Here is a 17,740-nt window from a genome sequence, read left to right as displayed (position 1 = left end):
CCCAGGCAGGTCCGTCCCTCAGCGAAAGAGGCTCATCGGGTTGGTGATGAAGTCGACCAGCGGCGAGAAGGTGTCGTGAGCCACGTCCGAGGCCTTGTCGACGAGATGGGAGCCCGCCTTGATCCCCTTCGCCGCGTAGCGGACCACCGAGGGCCCACTGACCGAGGCGACGCTCAGCGCCGCGTTTCCCAACTGCTTGACGAACGGGCGGCTCGTCCAGCCGTAACCGATCCCGTAGAGGACCGCACTGGCCGAGTCGAGCACGGCGCTGCCGATGCCGAACCCGGCACCCACGGCCAAGAGGAGTCCACCGATGGGCGGGAAGAAGATACCGACACCGAATCCGACGAGTCCGAAGCCGAGCCCCACATACCTGGTAAGCGTGGCGGCCTTGTGCAGGTACTCGGCCCACCACTTCACGGAGCCGATCGCGGGCTCGTCGCTCGGGACGGTGTCGGAGGCCGTCGTGTCGCACTGGTTGGTACCGGCCGCCTTGGCCGCCTCGGCCTCCGCGGCCGCCTGCCTGGCCGCTTCCGCGACCTCGGCCCGCCGCTTCTCGCCCTCGATCTGCCACGCCTGGCTGGCGGCGGCCGCGGCGGCGTTCTTGCTCTGGTTGGCCTGCAGCGCCGAGGCCCGGGCCGAAGTGGCGGAGTTCTGCGCGGCGTTGGCCGAGGCGACGGCGCGCTGCGCCGACTGGACGGCGCGGTTGGCCGAGTAGTTCGCCGACCGCTCGGCGAGGCGGGCGTTGGCGGCCGCCGCGGCGGCCTGGTCGGCGGAGGCCTGCGCGTCCTTGGCCGACTGCTCGGCGCCGGCCGCCAGGGTGTTCGCCTGCTGGGCGTAGCCGGCGGCCTGCTCGGCCGACGCCGTCGCCCGGTCCGCCCACTGGAGTGCCTCGGCGGCCGCGCCGCGTGCGTGGGCCGCGGCTTCCTGGGCGCGGGCGGCGTCTTCCTGCGCCTTGTGGGCGATCTTCGCGGCCGCGGCGATCGCGCCCTGCATGGCGGCGATGTGGGTGGCCGAGTCGAAGTCGAGCTGCGCGCTCTTGTACTGCACCGCGGCGATGAAGTTGCGGCGGATCCACGTGGGGGCCTCCATCGCGACCTGCGCGTGCGCCCTGGCGTAGCGGCCCCCGGTCCTGAGGAGGGTCGCGGTGGCCACCGCGTCGTCCTCCTCCACCGCCTTCTGGAAGCCGGCGGTGAGGAACTCGTACACCGCCTCCGCGGTCCCGGCGTCCAGGGCCGCGTTCGCGGCCTGCCGCACCGCGGGGCCGGGGTTCTCGTCGAGTACGCGGGCGACCGCGACGCGGTTGTCCGCGGCGGCGGCCTGGACGGCACCCGTGCCCAGGAACGTGCCGGCCGCGTCCGGGTCGGCGCTGTCGAGGGCCGCGGCCGCGGCGCGGGCGACGGCGGGGGTGGTGATCCGGGCGAGGTAGAGGGCGGACTCCCGGTCGTCCTGTCGCTGGGCGATCTGCCGGTCGACGTCGATCCAGGTGTGGATCTCGGACTCGGTTCCGGCCAGTGCGTACCGGGCGGCCTGGTGGGACCAGCCGCCCTTGGACTCCATGAGGGCGAGGGCCGCCTTGCGGCCGAGGTCGGTGGCGCTCGCCGTGTCCCCGGCCCTGAGGGCCGATTCGGCCTGGGCGACGAGCTGCTTCGTGGCCTCGGCGGTCTGCTCGGCCTGGGTCCGCTTACGGTCGTACTCGGCCCGTTCCTCCGCTTCGACCTGCGCGAGCAGGCGCATCTCCGCGACCGCCCGCTGCGTGTCCTCGTCCAGGCGCTGCCACTCCGCCTCGCGGGCCGCCCTCTCCACCTCGACGGCCCGGGCGACCGCGTCGGTGGCGTTGTTCGCGGCGTTGGTGGCCTCGTTGGCGAACTCGGTGGACTTGTTCGCGTGGTCCACCGCCTGGCCGGCGTACTGTGCGGCCCATTCCGCGGCCTCGGCGGCCTTGTCCGCGTGCCCGGCGGCGCTGTCGGCGGCGTCCCGGGCGGTGCGCGCGGCCGCGGTGGAGGCGTCCGCCAGCGCCTGTGCGGTCCCGGCGGCGTTGGTGGCCAGCGTGGCGTTGGTGCCGGCGATCTGGGCCTGGCGGGTGGCCTCGGCGGCGTCGGCCTTCGCCACGGCGGCCGAGGTCGCGGCCTTGGCGGAGGCGCTCGCGGCGGCGGAGGCGTTGCGCGCCGCGGACGCGGCGGCGGCACCGGCGCTGGCGGCCTGGGCGGAGGCGTTGGCGGCGTAGTCCGCGGCCTGGGCCGCGCTCCGGGCGTTCGCCGCGGCGTTGCGGGCGGCGACGGCGGCGTTCTTGGCGGCGGACGCCTGGGCGGCGTCCTTGGACGCGGCGATCGCGGCCCGGTACGCCGCCGCCGCGGCCGAGCCCGCGCCGGCCGCCGCCTGGCTCGCGGCCGCGGCGGCGTAGGAGGCGCGGCGGGAGGCCTCGACGGCCGCGTTGGAGGCGTTCATCGCGACGCGCGACGCGTCCGCCGCGCCCTTCGCGGCATCGCCGGCCTTGCGGGCCGCGCTGCCTGCGGCGGCCACGTCGTCCTGGGCCGCCTGCGCCTCGGCCGCGGCCTTCTCCGCCGCCTCCTTGGCGTTGGCCGCCGCCGCCACGGCGCGGGCGGCCGACTCCTCCGCCTGCTGCGTCTTCGCCTCGGCGTTCCTGCCCTCGCGCTGGACGACGGCGACGAGTTCCTCGATCTTCACGCGCTCCTGGTCACGCGCGCGGGCGATGTGCTGCCCGGTCTCCAGGAACCACACGATGTCCTCGCCGGTGCCTGACAGGGCCCGGTCGGCGTACTTCTGCACCTCCGGGCCCGCCTGGAGCAGCATCTTGGAGGTCTCGACGCGCAGGTCCTCAAGCCGCGCCGTGTACTGGCCGTCCACCAGGAAGGCCTCGAGCACCGGCTGGGTGCCGTCGGTCAGTGCGGCGTTGCCGTCCCGCTTCACGGCCTTGCCGCCCACGCTCATCACGGTGGCCGTGGCCACCCGCAGGTCCTCCAGGACGGCGGCCTGGAAGCCGCCGCCGAGGAACGTGGCGATGGCCGAGTCCCCGTCGCCGAGTGCGGCGGTGGCGTCACGGCGGACGCCCCGGCCGGCCGACACCAGACCGCGCGCGACCGCGAAGCGGTTGTCCTGCGCCGTCGCGGGCGCCAGCTGTGTGCCGAGGAAGTACTGGACGGCGGCATCGGATCCGGTGAGCGCGACCGCCGCGGCGGCGCGGACGGCCCTGCCGCCCAGCAGCCAGGCCTTGACGACCTGCGCCCGCTCGGTGTCCGGGAGCAGGAACGGGTCGCCGTCGGACGGCGGGGTGTCGTCGGCCAGGGCGGTCAGCGGGTTGAGGACGAGGCTGGAGGCGGTGGCGGCGACGACCGTGGTGGCCGCGATGGCCCCCAGCACACGACGCCGACTCCAATAGGTGGTGTCCATAACGGTCCTTCGGGTTCAGGGGGAACGGAGGCCGCGCCCGGCACCCGCCGAGTGCGGCCTCCGTCGTTCCGGTGTCTCGGGACGTCTTCCGGTAGGTCAGGACGTCTTGCGGCAGGTCAGGACGTTCAGATCTTCCAGACCTGGTCGACGTACTGGGAGTCGCAGCCGACCTGGCGGAGCGGCGCGCCCCATTCCGGTGTGGACCACGGGACGTACATGCACTTGTCGGTCACGGAGTTGCGGATGGAGTAGCCGCCGCCGGGGACCGGCTCCAGCTTCCAGACCTGGTCGGCGTACTCCGGGTGGCAGTCGTACTGGGTGACCGGGGCACCGTCCTCCGGAGTGGCCCACGAGACCACGAGACAACGGCCGGAGAGGTGGTTGCGGATCTGGTACCCGCCCTGGACCGGCTCCAGCTTCCACAACTGGTCGACGTACTGCGGGTCGCAGTCCACCTGCTGCGCCGGCGCCCCGTTCTCGGGGGTGCGCCAGTCGACGTACGCGCAGCGGTTGCTCAGCGCGTTGCGGATCGAGGCGGTCGTGAAGCGGACTCCGCGCAGCCAGTCGGCGAGGTCGTCGGTGCGGGCGGAGAGGGCGCCCGTACGGGTCTCGGTCGCGGGGGCGCCGAGGCAACCACCCTGCCAGGAGCGGGAGTTGACCGCGACGATCTGGCCGGAGGCGTTCAGGAGCGGGGATCCGGTGTCGCCCTTGCAGATCGCGGCGCCGCTCTGGCCGGTGACGGCGAGGGTGGTGGTCGTGGCGGAGTCGAGGGTGAAGGTGCCGGTGTGGAGCTTGTCCGGCACCCACTCGGTCTTCGTACGGCCGAACCCGGCGGCGGTCAGCTCGGCACCGGTCGCCGGGGCCGCGGTGGCGAGAGCGGCGGGAGTGATCCCGGCGGCCGGGGTGGCGAGTCGTACGAGCGCCGCGTCCCGGTCCGCGCGCGGTGCGACCTCGGTGACCTCGATCGCCCTGCCGTCGCTGAGCGTCGCGGTGGTCGCGAGGGCCGGCTTGCCGGCCGCGACCGTGGTGCCCGGGGTGGCGGCGAAGCAGCTCGCGGCGGTCAGGACCCAGTAGGGGTCGACGAGGGTGCCCGTGCAGGCACGGGAGTTCGCCTCGTCGCCGAGGGCGAGCCGGACGGCGTACGGGTGCGTGCCGGCGGCGGCCTCGGGTCCGGAGACCGCGGCGGCGGGGGTGGCGGAGATCAGAGCCGTCGACAGCAGGGCGGAGGTGGCCAGCAGGCCGGAGATCCGCGCGGTACGCGGGCGGAGTGCAGACACGTGGGTTCCTTCGATGGCAGGGCGCGGGCGCGGGGGCATGGCCTGGCGGGCGCCGTCGCGCGGGTCGGCTCGTCGGCCGACGGGTTCAAGGAGTGGTGCGGGAGAGCGTCGTACGGGCGCCCGACGGCGTCATCGGGACGTGCGGATCTCCATGAGCATGAAGTCGCGGCCCTGTTCGTCCGCGCTCTCGCCGACCGGCGTCCAGGTGTTCTTCGTCACCTCGAAGGTCTTCTCCTCGGTGCCCGTGGTCATGTCCACCTGCGTCGTGTAGCTGTTGCCCTTGATCACGAAGACCGAGGGGATCTCCAGGGTCAGGTAGCCGGTGGTGCCGGTGACGCGGAAGCAGATCTTGTCGTTCGCGCGGGACCAGACCTCCAGCAGATCGGTCGCGCTCGCACAGTCGGCGAGCGTGATGTGCCCGTCTCCGCGCTTCAGCGTGATGCCCCGCTCCGCGAGGATCCTGTCGGCGTTCGGGTAACCGAAGTCCTCGATCGCGTAGCCGGGTCCCTCGTCGGCGACCGCCACCATCGCGGACGGGGACACCTCGCCGGGGGCGGGGGAGCTGCCGCCGCCGATCGCGAGCCATGCCAGGGCGCCCGCGCCCAGGGTCGCGCCGGCACTGCGGAGTATGTTCTTGTGCGTCTTCAAGGCTGTCCTCGATGTCGGTTCGGACCGATGCGCCGAAACGGGCGTCAATATGGATGCCAAGCTGCCGCTTGATCCGCCGCTCACTCTTCCAATTCCCGGCGGGCAGGGCATTGGCCTGCGGTGCACAGTTTCTTGACGGACAGTCGACGCCGGGCTGCGCCCGCGGTCGGTCTGATGTCGTCCGCGGACCATACGGGAAGGTTGAATTCCGGATTAGTGGCCGGGTGGAGGCCGCTCGGGGAGAAAAGTGTCCGGATTGCTCTTCCTCGCCGGCCGGCCGGCGGCCAACGCGCACGGAAATCCTTGCGGCGGCCGCATCGGCCCGTGTAGACCCGTGAGCATGCTGCCTGAGAGGACGTTCCACAGTTCCGAATTACCGCCCGCCGACCGGTTCGAATGCTGGCGGACCCTCATGGCGGAGACGCACGCCCCCATGGAACTGCGGAGCGATCACGTAGACATGTTCTGGGCCAGGCAACGGAATATCTCACTGGGCGAGGTGACCGTCTACCCGCTGGAATGCAATCCCGTCACCTTCAGCCGCACGCCGAAGCTGATAAGGAATTCGGACCCCGAGGCCTATCACCTGTCGCTTGTCAAACGAGGGGCGGGAGTGGTCACCATGGGAAGGGAAGTGCGGGTGCACAGCGCGTTCGAGTACCACACCAGTGATACCTCGCGCCCGTTCGAAGTCAGTTCCGCACGAGAGCCGATCGAGCTCATCGGAGTCGAGATACCCAAGGCTCTCCTCCCGCTGCCCCCGCGCATCGCCGGTCAGGTCATCCACCAGCGGATCTCGTCCCGGGACGGCATGGGGGCCCTGCTGGCCACGTTCCTCGACCAGGTGACGAGAGACAGCCACACCTACCAGCCGGCCGACGGCCCGCGTCTGAGCGGTGTGCTCGCCGACCTCGTCGCCTCGCTCTTCGCGGGCGTCCTCGACGCCGACCGGTCCTTGCCCCCGGAGACGCATCGACGCGCCTTGACGCTCCGCATCATGGCCTTCATACGGAGCAACGCGGACGACCCGCGGCTGGACATCCCCGCGATCGCCGCCGCGCACCACATCTCCACCAGCTACCTCCACCGCCTGTTCCAACGGGAAGGCGGCGGAGAGACGGCCGCGGGCTACCTGCAGCGGCAACGACTCTCGCGAGCTCGCCGGGACCTGGCCGACCCGCAGTACGAGGGGCTGCCCGTGCACTGCATCGCCGCCCAGCGCGGCTTCAGCCACGCGTCCGCGTTCAGCAGGGCGTTCCGTGACGCTTACGGCATGCCTCCCGCGGCGTTCCGCAGACAGTCTCTCGGCCGCCGCGGTGCCTACGCGAGCCCGGCATGATCGGCGAGCCACTCCCTAGGGGAGGGTCTGCGCGCACCAGATCGTCTTGCCGTTGCCGGTGTGCCGGGTTCCCCACCCCTGGGTGAGCTGGGCGACGAGCAACAGGCCCCGGCCGCCCTCGTCGAAGAAGCGGGACCGGCGCAGGTGCGGAGCGGTGTTGCTGGCGTCGGAGACCTCGCAGATCAGGGAGGCATCGCGAATCAGCCGTAGTCTGATCGGCGGCTCGCCGTATCTGATGGCGTTGGTGACCAGCTCGCTGACGACCAGTTCGGTGACGAACGACGCCTCCTCCAGGCCCCAGGCGTCCACCTGGCCGACGGCGAACTTCCTGGCGCGCGGCACCTGCGCCGGGTCGGGCTCGACGTCCCAGTCGGCGACGTGGTGGGGATCCAGCGCGTGGGTGCGAGCGAGCAGCAGGGCGGCGTCGTCGGTGCGGCGTTCGGGGAGCATGACGTCCAGCACCGTGTCGCACAGGGCCTCCAGTGAGGGGGCCGAGTGGGTCAGGACCCGCAGCAGTTCGGCGACCCCCTGGTCGACGTCGCGCTCGCGGCTCTCCACCAGTCCGTCGGTGTAGAGAGCGAGCAGACTGCCCTCGGGAAGCTCGAGCTCGGTGACCTCGAAAGGCAGCCCACCGATGCCGAGCGGCGGTCCCGGCTGTGCCTCCAGCGGCGTCCTGGTGCCGTCCGGAGAGATGATCAGCGGCAGCGGATGGCCGGCGCTCGCCAGCGCGAAGCGCCGGGAGACCGGGTCGTAGACGGTGTACAGGCAGGTGGCCCCGGACTCGCCGGTCGGCTGGAGGTGGCCGGCCGGCCGGAGTTCGCCGGCGAGGTGGAGGACCAGGTCGTCCAGGTGGGTCAGCAGCTCGTCCGGCGGCAGGTCGACGTCGGCGAGGGTGCGGACCGCCGTGCGCAGCCGGCCCATGCCGGCCGAGGCGTGCAGGCCGTGGCCGACGACATCGCCGACGACCAGGGCGACCCGGGCGCCCGACAGCGGAACGACGTCGAACCAGTCACCGCCCACTTCCGCGCCGGCGCCGCCGGGCAGGTAGCGGGACGCCACCTCGACCGCATCCTGGTTAGGCAGCCCCTGCGGCAGCAGGCTGCGTTGCAGGGTCAGCGCGGTCGTGCGCTCACGCGAGTACCTGCGGGCGTTGTCGATGGCGACGGCTGCCTTGGCGGCCAGCTCTTCGGCGAGGATCAGGTCGTCGGCGGTGAAGGCCTCGGGCCGGTCGCGACGGGAGAAGGCGACGACGCCGAGCAGCGCGCCGCGCGCCCGGAGGGGCACGGTGATCCGGCCGGTGAGCCCGGCCGCGGCGATGGTCGCGTTGATCAACGGGGCGCCCGGTGGCCAGTGGGCCGGGTCGGCGGCGAGTCCGGGCCCGAAGGCCCATTCGCCGCCCTGGCCGGGATCGGCGGCGAGCTCGACCGTGGACCTGCCTGTGGCCATGCAGCGGGCGGCGACGGAACCGGGAGCGTGACTGACGGGTGTCGTGGGCCCGGGCGCCCGGTCGTTGTCCTCCTTCGCGCTGTGCTGGGCGGCACGGCTGAGCGCGATGGTCCCGCCGGGAGTGAACGCGGACGCGGAGGGCGGTTCCTCTCCCCGCAGCACCTCGTCGAAGAGATCCACGCTGACGAGGTCGGCGAATCCCGGCACCGGGGTTCTGGCCAGTTCCTGGGCCGTGCCGATCACGTCGAGTGTCCGGCCGATGCCGCCGCTGGCCTCGTTGAGGATGAGCAGGCGTTGCCGAGCCCAGTACTCGGCGCTCATGTCGAACCCCCAGTTGGCGACCGCGCGGATCCTGCCCTCGGCATCTCGGACGGGCCACATGCTGGTGGCCCAGGCGTTGGCGTAGTTGCTGCCGAGCGGGCGGAAGACGGTGATGAGACGTGCGGGCTCGCCCGTCCTCGCCACCTCGGAGAGCCGGTTGGTGTAGGCCATGTCGTCCAGTTCGGGGAACAGTTCGCGGTACCTCTCACCGAGCACCTGCTCCTCGGAGTGCGCCATCACCCGGCACGCGGAGGCGTTCACCCACAGGAACCGCAGCTCAGGGTCGTAGACGCCGAGGGCGAAGGGGCACTGCTCGAAGGCCCGATCGGCGATCACCGGGCGGCGTCCCCACGGCTGGGCGGTCACCACGTGGCCCAGTGTCCGGCCGTCCGCGCCGCGCAGCGGATGAGCCGTCAGCACGGTGTCCACCGTGGAGCCGTCCCGGTGGCGCAGCGGGACGAGCCCTGTGAGGCCTGAGCCGGTGCCGTGGTTCTCGGGGGAGTCGGGTGGGCGATCGACCAACAGGTCGGTCACGGGCCGCCCCACGGTCTCCTCCGCCGTCCAGCCCAGGAGCCGCCGCCCGCCCTCGCTCCAGCCGCTCACTGTGCCGTCCGGGTCGACCACGACAGCGGCAGTCGGGGCATCCTGCTCGGCAGCCATGTCCACGCGCCCCGCTTCCGTCCGGACAGCGTTGCCCGCCAGGACCGGTGTCCTGGGGCTGCTTCCAGCCTAGGTCCGCTCCGTCCGGTGCGCCGCCCCGGTCGCGGTGCGTATCGCGGCCGGGCACATGGTGTGACCCCCGTTCTGCCCGGCCTCCGAGGGGGCGCCCGTCGAATGCCCGGACGGCCGGGGACGCCGGTGGGATCAGCGCGGGGCGAACTGGACGCGGGTCGGCTGGGCGACATCCGGCTTCAGCGCGATCCCGTCGACCGTCAGCCGTTCCCCGTAGATGTCGGTGACCCTGATCGAGCTGCCGCATCCGCTGCCGTCAGCGGAGAGGAAGTAGTTGTATTCGGTACGGGGCAACTGTCGCCAGCCCTGGGCGGTGCGGACCTCCAGCCGCTCGACCGGATTGCGATGGTCGATCACTTGGATCCCGCACCAGTAGGGGGTGGACCCGGTCTTGTACCGGATGGAGAGCGGGCCGAGGGTGCCGGGGCTCAGCAGGCTCCAGGTGATACGGAGCCGACCGACCTTGAGGTCCGCCAGTCTGGCGAATGCCTGCTCACTGAGGTCGAGTTGTCCGGGCGCGCAGGGGAGCGGGCATTCGTTGGTGATCCGGACCGTGATCGAGGCGCCGTTGGAGGCGCGGACGAGCACGTACGCGCCGCACGCCCTGGACGACTCGTAGTCGGTGGTGTTCATCGCCGCGACCATGAGGTCGTCGCTCGGACCGAACAGACAGGCGCCGTTGCCGTCCGCGGCTTTGTAGGCGGTCGCGACCCCCTGGTACGTGTGGTGGGGCTGGATGCGTCCGGTCCGCGGTGCCGCGCGGCCGGGCGTCCGCGAGCCGACCGTCGGAGAGGGCTTCGCCGCCGCGGTGGTCGGGGTCGGGGCCGAGACGGACGCCGGGGGCGTCGGTGTGTGAGAGACGCTGGTCGGGGTCTCGGAACCGGTCGTCGGAGTGATCGTGGGCACCGCCTCGGTGCCGGCTGCGGGGGCTACGGTCGTGGCCGCCCCCGCATCCGCCGTGGGGCCGGGGCGCAGCGCCACCGCCAGGCAGGTGAGGGCGCACGCGGCGGTCAGCATCGCCATCGTGCTCCACATCAGCCCGTGTCTGTGCTTGCGCCTGTGCCTGCGCTGCCGCGTTGTCTGTCGTGCTGTCCGCATGTCCGTCCGTCCGGAAGATCGAGTCGATGGTGCACTGCCTGGTCGCCACCGGAGACGAAAGGGTTGCCGGAGATCTTCGGAGCGGGAGCAGATCGAGTCCTGCGGGAGGCGGAGGCGGGAGGCGGGGGGCGGGCTGCCGACGGTTCTGTCCGGGCCGTCGCGGCTACCACCGCCGGATGAACGGCCCGAACGCTCTGCTCCCGCAGGGGGGAGCAGAGCGATCCGTCACAGGGCGGCCCACACCTCGGGTACCACTACGGGCGCCTGATCACCGCGTTCCTGTGCCGCTTCCGCCGCGCCGTGTCACCCCATCGTCCACTGCTGGTTCGTACCGCCGCTGCAGGACCACAGCTGGACGGGCGTGCCGTCGGTGGTTCCCAGGCCGGCCACGTCCAGGCAGAGCCCCGACTGCACCCCGGTGACGGTACCGTTCGGGTTGAACCTCCACTGCTGGTTGGACTGGCCGTTGCAGGACCAGACGATCACCTTGGTGCCATTGGTGGTCCCCTTGGCGCTGGCGTCCAGGCAGAGCGTGCCGCCACCGACGTTCACGGTCAGCTGGTTCGACGCCGTACGCGTCCAGGTCTGGTTCGCGGCGCCGCCGCAGGCGTAGATCTGCTGCTGGGTGCCCGGCGTCGTGTTCGCGGAGGTCAGGCACCTACCCGCGGCCACCGCACGCAGCGCGCCCGTCGTGCCACCGGAGGAGCCCGCGTCCAGTCCCATGAAGTGGATCGCGTCGGCGGCCATCCGCGTGCCCTGGACCGGCAGTTGGTGTCCCGTCCCAGCGAGGCTGTACGCCTCGACCTGCGTGGCGCCGCCACTGTTGTTGTACCGGGTCCGGGTCCAGTTGGCCGCGGGGGTGTCGGTGGCCGACGGCGTCTGACTCACGCCGAGGACGTCGGTCCACTGCTTGATCTCTTCGCCGAGGTTGTTGTGGCTCAGGATGGTGTCGGCGGTCCCGTGCCACAGCTGCACACGCGGCCGCGGGCCTGTGTAGCCGGGGTATCCGGTGTTCCGCACCAGGCCGCCCCACTGCTGCGGCGTCATGGACACCTGGCCCTGGGCGCAGGCCGAGTTCCAGCCGCGCACCGTGCCGGTGCGGAAGCAGTGGTACGGCACCCCCATGAACGCCGCGCCCGCCTTGAAGACGTCGGGGTACAGGGCGAGCATCACGTTCGTCATCATGGCGCCCGAGGACTGCCCGGTCACGTACACGGCGTTGGGATTGCCGCCGTAGCGCTGCTGCGCGTAGGCGATCATCGACATGAGACCGACCGGGTCGCTGCCGCCGTTGCGGGTCAGCGCCTGGTCCGAGGAGACGTCCCAGCAGCTTCCGCTCGGGCTGGTCGAGGGGTAGATGACGAGGAACCCGTACTTGTCGGCCTGGGAGGCGAAGTCGGTGCTCGAGTACATGTAGGGGCCCGTCCCCTGGCAGCCGTGCAGGGCGAGCAGGATCGGCGGGTTGGACCTGACGTTGTCCGGTACGTACAGGTGCATCAGCAGACCGGTCGGGTTGGTGCCGAAGTTCGTGATCTGGACCAGCGACGCGGCAGCGGCCCGTGGGGCCGCCTGCAGGTTCAGGCCGAGCGCGAGGCCGAGCACGGTGATGATGCCGAGCAGCCGGGACGCTAACGAGCGGGATCGGGACATGGGACCTCTCCGTCGGGATTGCCAAGAGCGTGAGCAGGTTCCGGCGCCACCACGGAGACAACACCACCGATGCTCGTGCCGATCCACCACTTCCGTCAACAGCCGTGCCACGACCTCACATTGGCCGGTCGGGCCCGCTCCGCCCGCCTGCGGATGCGCCGACGACCGGACCAGGAGCCCGCGATACGCGGTGAACGCCGCAGGTGGGCCGGCCGCCGGGAGGGGAGTGCGCGCCCCGGCCACCGCCTCGGAGCGGCCCGTGCGCGGAGTGCTGACAACACGCTTCGCCTGATGGGGATTTCACCGACGCAGCCTTGGAGAGGCTTGCTCCACGGAGAATGTTAGCGCTAACATTTTTTAGTGAGGGGCCCGGCGCCCACCCATTCCCCTCGGTTGTCTCCCGCCCCGCGTGCTCCGCCCGGCAGGAAAGGCCCGGTGGAGCAATGCGACGCTCGCGCGACCGCCAGGACGAGGCTCTGCCCTGCGACCGGCCTGCGGGCATTCCCGATCCAAGGTAAGCGATCCGTCATGCCATGACTCGACGGAAACCCGCCTCTGCAAGGTCCTGACGGCGGCCGCCGGATGGTCTCGATCCAGTCGGTCAGTGCGGCGGCGTCTGGCCCGCCGGTCCGGCAGTGGCACCGCCTCGTCAGGGCTCCAGAACCTCCACATGGTCGCCGATCGCGACCACCAGGACCCGCGAGCCCGGTTCGGCGGTGCGCCAGCGGTGGAGGATGCCGCCGGACAGCAGGAGAGTGTCTCCGCGGCCCAGTCGGTGGATCCGCCCGTCGGCCTCCACCTCCACCGCGCCGTCCGCCACGTACATCAACTCGTCGTTGCGGTGCCGGAACTCGCGGTCCGCCTCGTGCTCGCCGGTGAACTCCAGCCCGTGCAGCTGATGGCGGCCGCGCACCACGGGTCGGACGCGTGCCTCCCGGTCGAGGCCGGTGTCGTCGCCTGCGCGGACCACGTCGACCGTGCGGGTCTCGTCGGAGGCCGCGAGCAGCTGTACCGCCGTGGTCCCGAGGGCGTCCGCGATCCGCTGGAGCGACCGCATGCTGGGGCGCGCCCGGTCGTTCTCGATCTGGCTGAGGAACGGGGAGGAGAGCCCGCTGCGCCCGGCCACCTCGGCGAGCGTCAGGTCGAGTGCCCGGCGCCGGCGACGTACGGCGGCGCCCACCCGCGGTGTGTTCGCGGCTTCCACGGATCCGTCCCGTCCTTCCCCGCCCCGCGGCGCCGTTGTCCCTGGTCGACGGTGCCTGACGGCACCTTACGTGGCCCGCGGCGCGAACACGGAGACGGTTTCGTACTCCTGACATACGTCCGTCACACAACACCCCTACCGTCAAAGTCGGTTGTTCTCATCAAAGAAAGTTTGAAGCGAGGAGCTTCCGACATGCCCCCGATCGACCAGAACTCACGCCGCCGACGCCCCACCGGCCTCATCGCCCTCGACGAGACGGCCGTGTTCGACGGCTACACCCTCTATACGCCGCTCACCGGCAGCGGAGAGGTCTACCTCGTCGACCTCCACGGCCGAACCGTCCACCGCTGGGACCTGCCCTACCGCCCCGGCAGGCACGCCCGGCTGCTCGCCGACGGAACCCTCGCCTACAACGGCGTACTTCCAGGAGAGAAGGCCCTCTTCCCGATGTGGCACAAGTACCGGGGCGGCGTCATGCTTCACGCGGCACCCGACGGAACCGTGCTGCGCGAGCACCGGGACGCCCTCCAGCACCACGACGCCCATCACCTGGACGACGGCCGCATCCTCTACACCGCCCTCGAACCGCTCACGGGCGCGGACGCGGCGGCGGTACGGGGCGGAGTGCCCGGTTCCGAGGCCGCAGGCGGCGTCGTCTGGGCCGACACCATCAAGGAGGCCGGCCCGGACGGCGAACTCCTGTGGACCTGGCGCGCCGCAGACCACCTCGACCGCGAGGAGTTCCCGCTGCACGAGGCGTACGCCCGCGAGCACTGGCCCCTGATCAACAGCGTCGCGCCTCTGCGGGACGGCAACGTCCTCGCCAGCCTGCGCAGCGTCTCGGCCGTCGTCGTCATCAGCCGCGACACGGGCGAGATCCTCTGGCGCAGCCGCCCCGGCACGGTCAGCCAGCAGCACGCGCCCACCGAACTGGACGACGGCCGGCTGCTGGTCTTCGACAACGGCGTCTTCCGGCCCGGCCACGACGTGCCGTACTCCCGCGTCGTCGAGATCGACCGGGCCGGCGGGGACATCATGTGGGAGTACCACGACCCGGCCCGCGAGTTCTTCTTCGCGCCCTTCATGGGCTCCGCGCAGCGCCTGCCGAACGGAAACACCCTTGTCACCGACTCCCCGTCCGGGCGGCTGTTCGAGGTGACGAAGGACGGCTATCTGTGCTGGGAGTACGTCGTCCCGTACTTCGCCGGCTACGCCGAGAGCGAGGTCCGGGGCCTGTTCCCGTCCCAGCCCAACGCCGTCTTCCGCGCCTACCGTTACGCCGCCGCCGACATCCCGTGGCTGGAGGCGACGGCATGACGACCACCCACACCGCTACGGTCGGCCAGGCCCCCGAAGCCGTCGACGCCAGGGTGCCGTTGCGGCGACTCGTGCCGCTGTCGGCCCAGCACGTCCTGGCGATGATCGCCGCCCCGGTCTCCACCGTCTTCCTGGTCGCCGGCACCCTGAAGCTGCCGCCCGGCGCGACGGCCTCGCTGCTCAGCGCCGTCCTCCTGCTGTGCGGAGCGGGCGCCCTGCTCCAGTCCCTCGGAGTCTGGCGGATCGGCGGCCGCCTCCCTTTCGTCATGCTGCCCGGCGGCGCCGCGACCGCGCTCTTCCTCCAGATCGCCCAGGAACACGGGGCGCCGACCGCCGCCGGCTCCGTCCTCCTGGCGGCGGCGCTGCTCCTGGCCGTACTGCCGCTGTACGCCCGTGTCGTACGGCTCTTCCCGCCCCTTGTCATGGGCGTGACCGTGCTTCTCATCGGGATCGCGATGATCCGGGTCGCCGCCCGGCTCGTCACCGGCCCGGACGGCACGGGCGCGCCGCGCGCCGTGCTCCTGGCCGCGCTCACGGTCGCCACCACCGTGGCCGCGTACGTGCTCCTGCGCGGCGTCTGGCGTCAGACGGCCGTCCTCATCGGGATGGCGGTGGGCACCGTCGTGGCGGTGACCACCGGGCTCGGGTCCTTCGCCCCCGCGGCCGGGAGCGGTTTCGCACTGCCCGCGTTCCTGCCCTTCGGGACGCCACGGTTCGACCTGGTGGCCGCCCTTCCGCTGCTTGTGTTCAGCCTCGCCACGCTGGCCGAGATCACCGGACAGACCGTCCTCAACAGCGAGACCGTCGGCCGATCTCCCGCTCCCCAACGGGACGTTCCGCGCGTCGCCCGCGCCGACGCCCTGGTCTCCCTGGCCGGCGGGCTCTTCGGTACGTCCCTGATGGTGACCAGCGCCGAGAACATCGGCATCGGCCGGCTCACCGGAGTCCGCAGCCGCTTCGTGACCGCCGGGGCCGGAGCGCTCCTGATCGCCCTCGGCCTGGCCACGCCCGTGTCCCGGGCGCTGGCAGGCATCCCCGAGGCCGTCGTGGGCGGCTCCGCCCTCGTCGTCTATGCCGTGATCGCGGTGATGGGCGTCGAGATGCTCCGTCGGGCCGACCTGTCCGGTACGGGCACGGGCTCGCTGACTGCCGCGCTCGCGCTCACCGTGGGACTGCTGCCGCTCCTCAGCCCGGACCTGTACGCGGGGTTCCCCGGCTGGGCCCGTACGATCCTGGGCAGCGGCGTCGTCGCGGGCACCCTGACGGCCGTCCTCCTCACGGCTCTGCTCAGCCGGTTCCGTTCCCCGGCCGTGCCCCTGGGCTCGCGGGACGGCGGTTGAAGGGAAGCCGGCCGAGGACCACTGCCATGCCGCAGGTGTCGGTGAGCGCCGAGAACACCAGGCCCCCGGCGATACCCGCCGACAGCAGCTGGAACGCCGGATGCAGGAGCAGCCCGAGAGCCAGGCCGAGCAGCACCAGGACACCGGCGGTGAAGCGCACCTGTCGCTCCATCCCCCAGACGGCGCGTACGGGACCGGGCGGGTGTTCGAGCCGGTGGCCCGCGGCGACCCAGGCGCGGGTGCCGCCGGTGAGGCCGGCCGCCGCGATCCCGTGGGAGGCGAGGACCGCGACGCCCTTCTCGGAGCGGGCGCCGGAGGCGCACACCAGGAGCAGCGGTCCGCTCTCGGCGGCGCTCCGCAGCTCCGCCAGGCTGCCCTCGACGCGCTCCAGGGGAACGTTGACGGCGCCCGGCACGTGACCGGAGGCGAACTCGCCGGGGGTACGGACGTCGACCACGTTCAGCGCGGCCAGCCGTGGCTCTGCCTCATCGACACTGAGGATGCTGGAAATGCTCATGTGGGACCTGCCTTCGGCAGAGATGGGTGACGGCCCCGCACCACCAGCACGGGGCCGTCACCGGATGCTAGGCGTCGCCGAGCGGTTCCGTCGGGAGGCGGACGGTATGGTCACGGGGTTGCCATGAGGCCGCCATGCCACGGCAACAATCCGACCTGCCGCCGCCCGCAGGCTCGGCTAGGCGACCGGGCCGCGCTCGTGCGGGATCTTCTCGCCGGCCTCGATCGCGACGGGCAGCCGGTTCTCGGCCGGCGGCAGCGGGCAGGTCGCGAAGTCGGTATAGGCGCAGGGCAGGTTGGTGGCGCGGTTGAAGTCGAGCACCACCGTGCCGTCGGGCCCGGGCGCGGCCACCCCGAGCTGCCGGTTGGCCGCGTACGTGGTGACGCCCGAGGTCCCGTCGGTGAACAGCACCGTGAGGCTCCCCGGCGCCTGCCCGTTGAACGCGGTGAGGCTCAGCTCCTGCCCGTCCACGTGGAAGACGACGCGGCCCGGAGCGTCGTACACGTGTCGAAGCCCTTCGACGGAGGCGCCGACCGTGGTCGGCCGCGGCTCGTCGAAGGCTTCGTAGCGGCCCGTGACCGCCCAGCGCGGGTCGGGCGCGTACGCGGGCGTGCCGGTGAACGCGACCCGCAGCGGGTGGTCGGGGTGCCGCGGCCGGACGATGTCGTGGCCGCCGCGCTTGGCGACCTCGATCACCGTGTCGCCCCAGGCGGCATCGATGCCGCCGCGCTCCGGGATGACGCCGAAGAGGTGCCGTCCGCGTACCACCACGCCGTCGACGACGAGTTCCGTCCCCTCGTCGAGCTCCACGGTGACCCCTTCGGGTCCGGTCGACCAGGTCCCCGGTACGCCGGGGAGGCTCTGGGGCTCGGCGGAGAGCCAGTGCAGACCGGTGACCGCGAGGAAGCCGTGCTCCGAGGCGAGCCGGGCGTCCTTGGCCCGGTGCCATTCCTCCCATTCCTCGGCGAAGTCCTTCGGATCGGGCACGCCCGCGGTGCTGGTGCTGGTGTGGGCGTCGGGGATGTCATGGACGCTCATGCGTCTCCTCCTGGTGCAGTGGGTGGTGGGGTTGCGCGCGGTTCCCTGTCCCGTGCCCTGAGGTCGGAAGAGCCTTCAAGCGGTGTCGGAGGGCAGGCGGAACGGACCATGGGCCGGAACGAGGCCCTCGGAGGGGCGCGCAGGAGCCCGTCGGGGCGGGTGCATCGGTGTCCGGACGCCGGGACGAGGCCTCTGATGGAAGGTTCAGCCCTTGACCAGCAGTCCGCGGCGGCGCAGTACCGCGCGCTCCAGGGGGCTGAAGATCAGCAGGTCGATGGCGACGCCGACGAGCAGGATCAGGATGATGGCGAGGAAGATGCCGGGCATGTCGAAGTTGTTGCGGCCGTTCTCCAGGAGCTGGCCGAGGCCGAGGCCGAGGTCGGGGGAGGAGGCGATGATCTC

12 protein-coding genes and 1 pseudogene are annotated in these 17,740 nt (G+C 72.1%); 3 read left to right on the top strand and 10 right to left on the bottom strand.

Annotation, left to right across the window (positions count from 1 at the left end; genetic code table 11):
* Positions 1 to 18: 18 nt before the first annotated feature.
* The 3 genes from AB0M18_RS16355 to AB0M18_RS16345 all read right to left on the bottom strand — a co-directional run bounded on the left by AB0M18_RS16355 (position 19) and on the right by AB0M18_RS16345 (position 5,336).
* On the bottom strand, positions 19 to 3,411 hold the full coding sequence (locus AB0M18_RS16355; RefSeq protein ID WP_365758338.1) for an ALF repeat-containing protein: 3,393 nt from the start codon (positions 3,409 to 3,411) through the stop codon (positions 19 to 21).
* A 125-nt stretch (positions 3,412 to 3,536) separates the two neighbouring features.
* Positions 3,537 to 4,688 carry an RICIN domain-containing protein gene (locus tag AB0M18_RS16350; protein ID WP_365758336.1) on the bottom strand — a complete coding sequence of 384 codons (1,152 nt, stop codon included), beginning with the start codon at positions 4,686 to 4,688 and terminating at the stop codon, positions 3,537 to 3,539.
* A gap of 129 nt (positions 4,689 to 4,817) precedes the next feature.
* Positions 4,818 to 5,336, bottom strand: a complete 519-nt coding sequence (locus AB0M18_RS16345) for a hypothetical protein (protein ID WP_365758334.1) — start codon at positions 5,334 to 5,336, stop codon at positions 4,818 to 4,820.
* A 340-nt stretch (positions 5,337 to 5,676) separates the two neighbouring features.
* Here AB0M18_RS16345 and AB0M18_RS16340 point away from each other — a divergent pair, with 340 nt between their 5' ends.
* The gene (locus tag AB0M18_RS16340; RefSeq protein ID WP_365758740.1) at positions 5,677 to 6,675 is read left to right on the top strand and encodes an AraC family transcriptional regulator; all 999 of its coding nucleotides are present in this window, start codon (positions 5,677 to 5,679) and stop codon (positions 6,673 to 6,675) included.
* 15 nt (positions 6,676 to 6,690) lie between these two features.
* Here the strand turns inward: AB0M18_RS16340 and AB0M18_RS16335 are convergent, their stop codons facing one another.
* From AB0M18_RS16335 to AB0M18_RS16320, 4 genes are all read right to left on the bottom strand, one after another.
* Positions 6,691 to 9,102, bottom strand: a complete 2,412-nt coding sequence (locus AB0M18_RS16335; protein WP_365758331.1) for a SpoIIE family protein phosphatase — start codon at positions 9,100 to 9,102, stop codon at positions 6,691 to 6,693.
* A gap of 204 nt (positions 9,103 to 9,306) precedes the next feature.
* Positions 9,307 to 10,209 carry an expansin EXLX1 family cellulose-binding protein gene (locus AB0M18_RS16330; RefSeq protein WP_365758329.1) on the bottom strand — a complete coding sequence of 301 codons (903 nt, stop codon included), beginning with the start codon at positions 10,207 to 10,209 and terminating at the stop codon, positions 9,307 to 9,309.
* Positions 10,210 to 10,575: 366 nt separating this feature from the next.
* The gene (locus AB0M18_RS16325; RefSeq protein WP_365758327.1) at positions 10,576 to 11,922 is read right to left on the bottom strand and encodes a PHB depolymerase family esterase; all 1,347 of its coding nucleotides are present in this window, start codon (positions 11,920 to 11,922) and stop codon (positions 10,576 to 10,578) included.
* A gap of 649 nt (positions 11,923 to 12,571) precedes the next feature.
* Positions 12,572 to 13,126, bottom strand: a complete 555-nt coding sequence (locus tag AB0M18_RS16320; protein WP_365758325.1) for an XRE family transcriptional regulator — start codon at positions 13,124 to 13,126, stop codon at positions 12,572 to 12,574.
* Between the two features lie 192 nt (positions 13,127 to 13,318).
* Here AB0M18_RS16320 and AB0M18_RS16315 point away from each other — a divergent pair, with 192 nt between their 5' ends.
* Together AB0M18_RS16315 and AB0M18_RS16310 are read left to right on the top strand one after the other, a co-directional pair.
* Positions 13,319 to 14,443: an aryl-sulfate sulfotransferase gene (locus tag AB0M18_RS16315; RefSeq protein ID WP_365758323.1), complete on the top strand. Its 1,125-nt coding sequence runs from the start codon at positions 13,319 to 13,321 to the stop codon at positions 14,441 to 14,443.
* Positions 14,440 to 15,783 carry a solute carrier family 23 protein gene (locus AB0M18_RS16310; protein ID WP_365758321.1) on the top strand — a complete coding sequence of 448 codons (1,344 nt, stop codon included), beginning with the start codon at positions 14,440 to 14,442 and terminating at the stop codon, positions 15,781 to 15,783. The genes AB0M18_RS16315 and AB0M18_RS16310 overlap by 4 nt, the downstream gene beginning before the upstream one ends.
* On the opposite strand, the gene AB0M18_RS16305 is transcribed toward AB0M18_RS16310, so the two are convergent.
* The 3 genes and pseudogenes from AB0M18_RS16305 to AB0M18_RS16295 all read right to left on the bottom strand — a co-directional run.
* Positions 15,731 to 16,300 carry a rhodanese-like domain-containing protein gene (locus tag AB0M18_RS16305; protein WP_365758319.1) on the bottom strand — a complete coding sequence of 190 codons (570 nt, stop codon included), beginning with the start codon at positions 16,298 to 16,300 and terminating at the stop codon, positions 15,731 to 15,733. The two genes, AB0M18_RS16310 and AB0M18_RS16305, sit on opposite strands and share 53 nt — an antisense overlap.
* Before the next feature lie 177 nt (positions 16,301 to 16,477).
* Positions 16,478 to 17,338 carry a DUF1684 domain-containing protein gene (locus AB0M18_RS16300; RefSeq protein ID WP_365758317.1) on the bottom strand — a complete coding sequence of 287 codons (861 nt, stop codon included), beginning with the start codon at positions 17,336 to 17,338 and terminating at the stop codon, positions 16,478 to 16,480.
* A gap of 204 nt (positions 17,339 to 17,542) precedes the next feature.
* Positions 17,543 to 17,740, bottom strand: a pseudogene (locus AB0M18_RS16295) (ABC transporter permease); the annotation flags it as partial.

It is taken from the genome of Streptomyces sp. NPDC051909 (assembly GCF_040681095.1).
Lineage (GTDB): Bacteria > Actinomycetota > Actinomycetes > Streptomycetales > Streptomycetaceae > Streptomyces.
This window is presented reverse-complemented; position numbering and strand designations above follow the sequence as displayed.

Excerpts from the sequence above, each read along its gene's own strand:
- AB0M18_RS16355 (WP_365758338.1), bottom strand. The coding sequence starts at position 3,411 with ATGGACACCACCTATTGGAGTCGGCGTCGTGTGCTGGGGGCCATCGCG.
- AB0M18_RS16340 (WP_365758740.1), top strand. The coding sequence starts at position 5,677 with ATGCTGCCTGAGAGGACGTTCCACAGTTCCGAATTACCGCCCGCCGAC.
- AB0M18_RS16335 (WP_365758331.1), bottom strand. The coding sequence starts at position 9,102 with ATGGCTGCCGAGCAGGATGCCCCGACTGCCGCTGTCGTGGTCGACCCG.
- AB0M18_RS16330 (WP_365758329.1), bottom strand. The coding sequence starts at position 10,209 with ATGTGGAGCACGATGGCGATGCTGACCGCCGCGTGCGCCCTCACCTGC.
- AB0M18_RS16325 (WP_365758327.1), bottom strand. The coding sequence starts at position 11,922 with ATGTCCCGATCCCGCTCGTTAGCGTCCCGGCTGCTCGGCATCATCACC.
- AB0M18_RS16315 (WP_365758323.1), top strand. The coding sequence starts at position 13,319 with ATGCCCCCGATCGACCAGAACTCACGCCGCCGACGCCCCACCGGCCTC.
- AB0M18_RS16310 (WP_365758321.1), top strand. The coding sequence starts at position 14,440 with ATGACGACCACCCACACCGCTACGGTCGGCCAGGCCCCCGAAGCCGTC.
- AB0M18_RS16305 (WP_365758319.1), bottom strand. The coding sequence starts at position 16,300 with ATGAGCATTTCCAGCATCCTCAGTGTCGATGAGGCAGAGCCACGGCTG.
- AB0M18_RS16300 (WP_365758317.1), bottom strand. The coding sequence starts at position 17,338 with ATGAGCGTCCATGACATCCCCGACGCCCACACCAGCACCAGCACCGCG.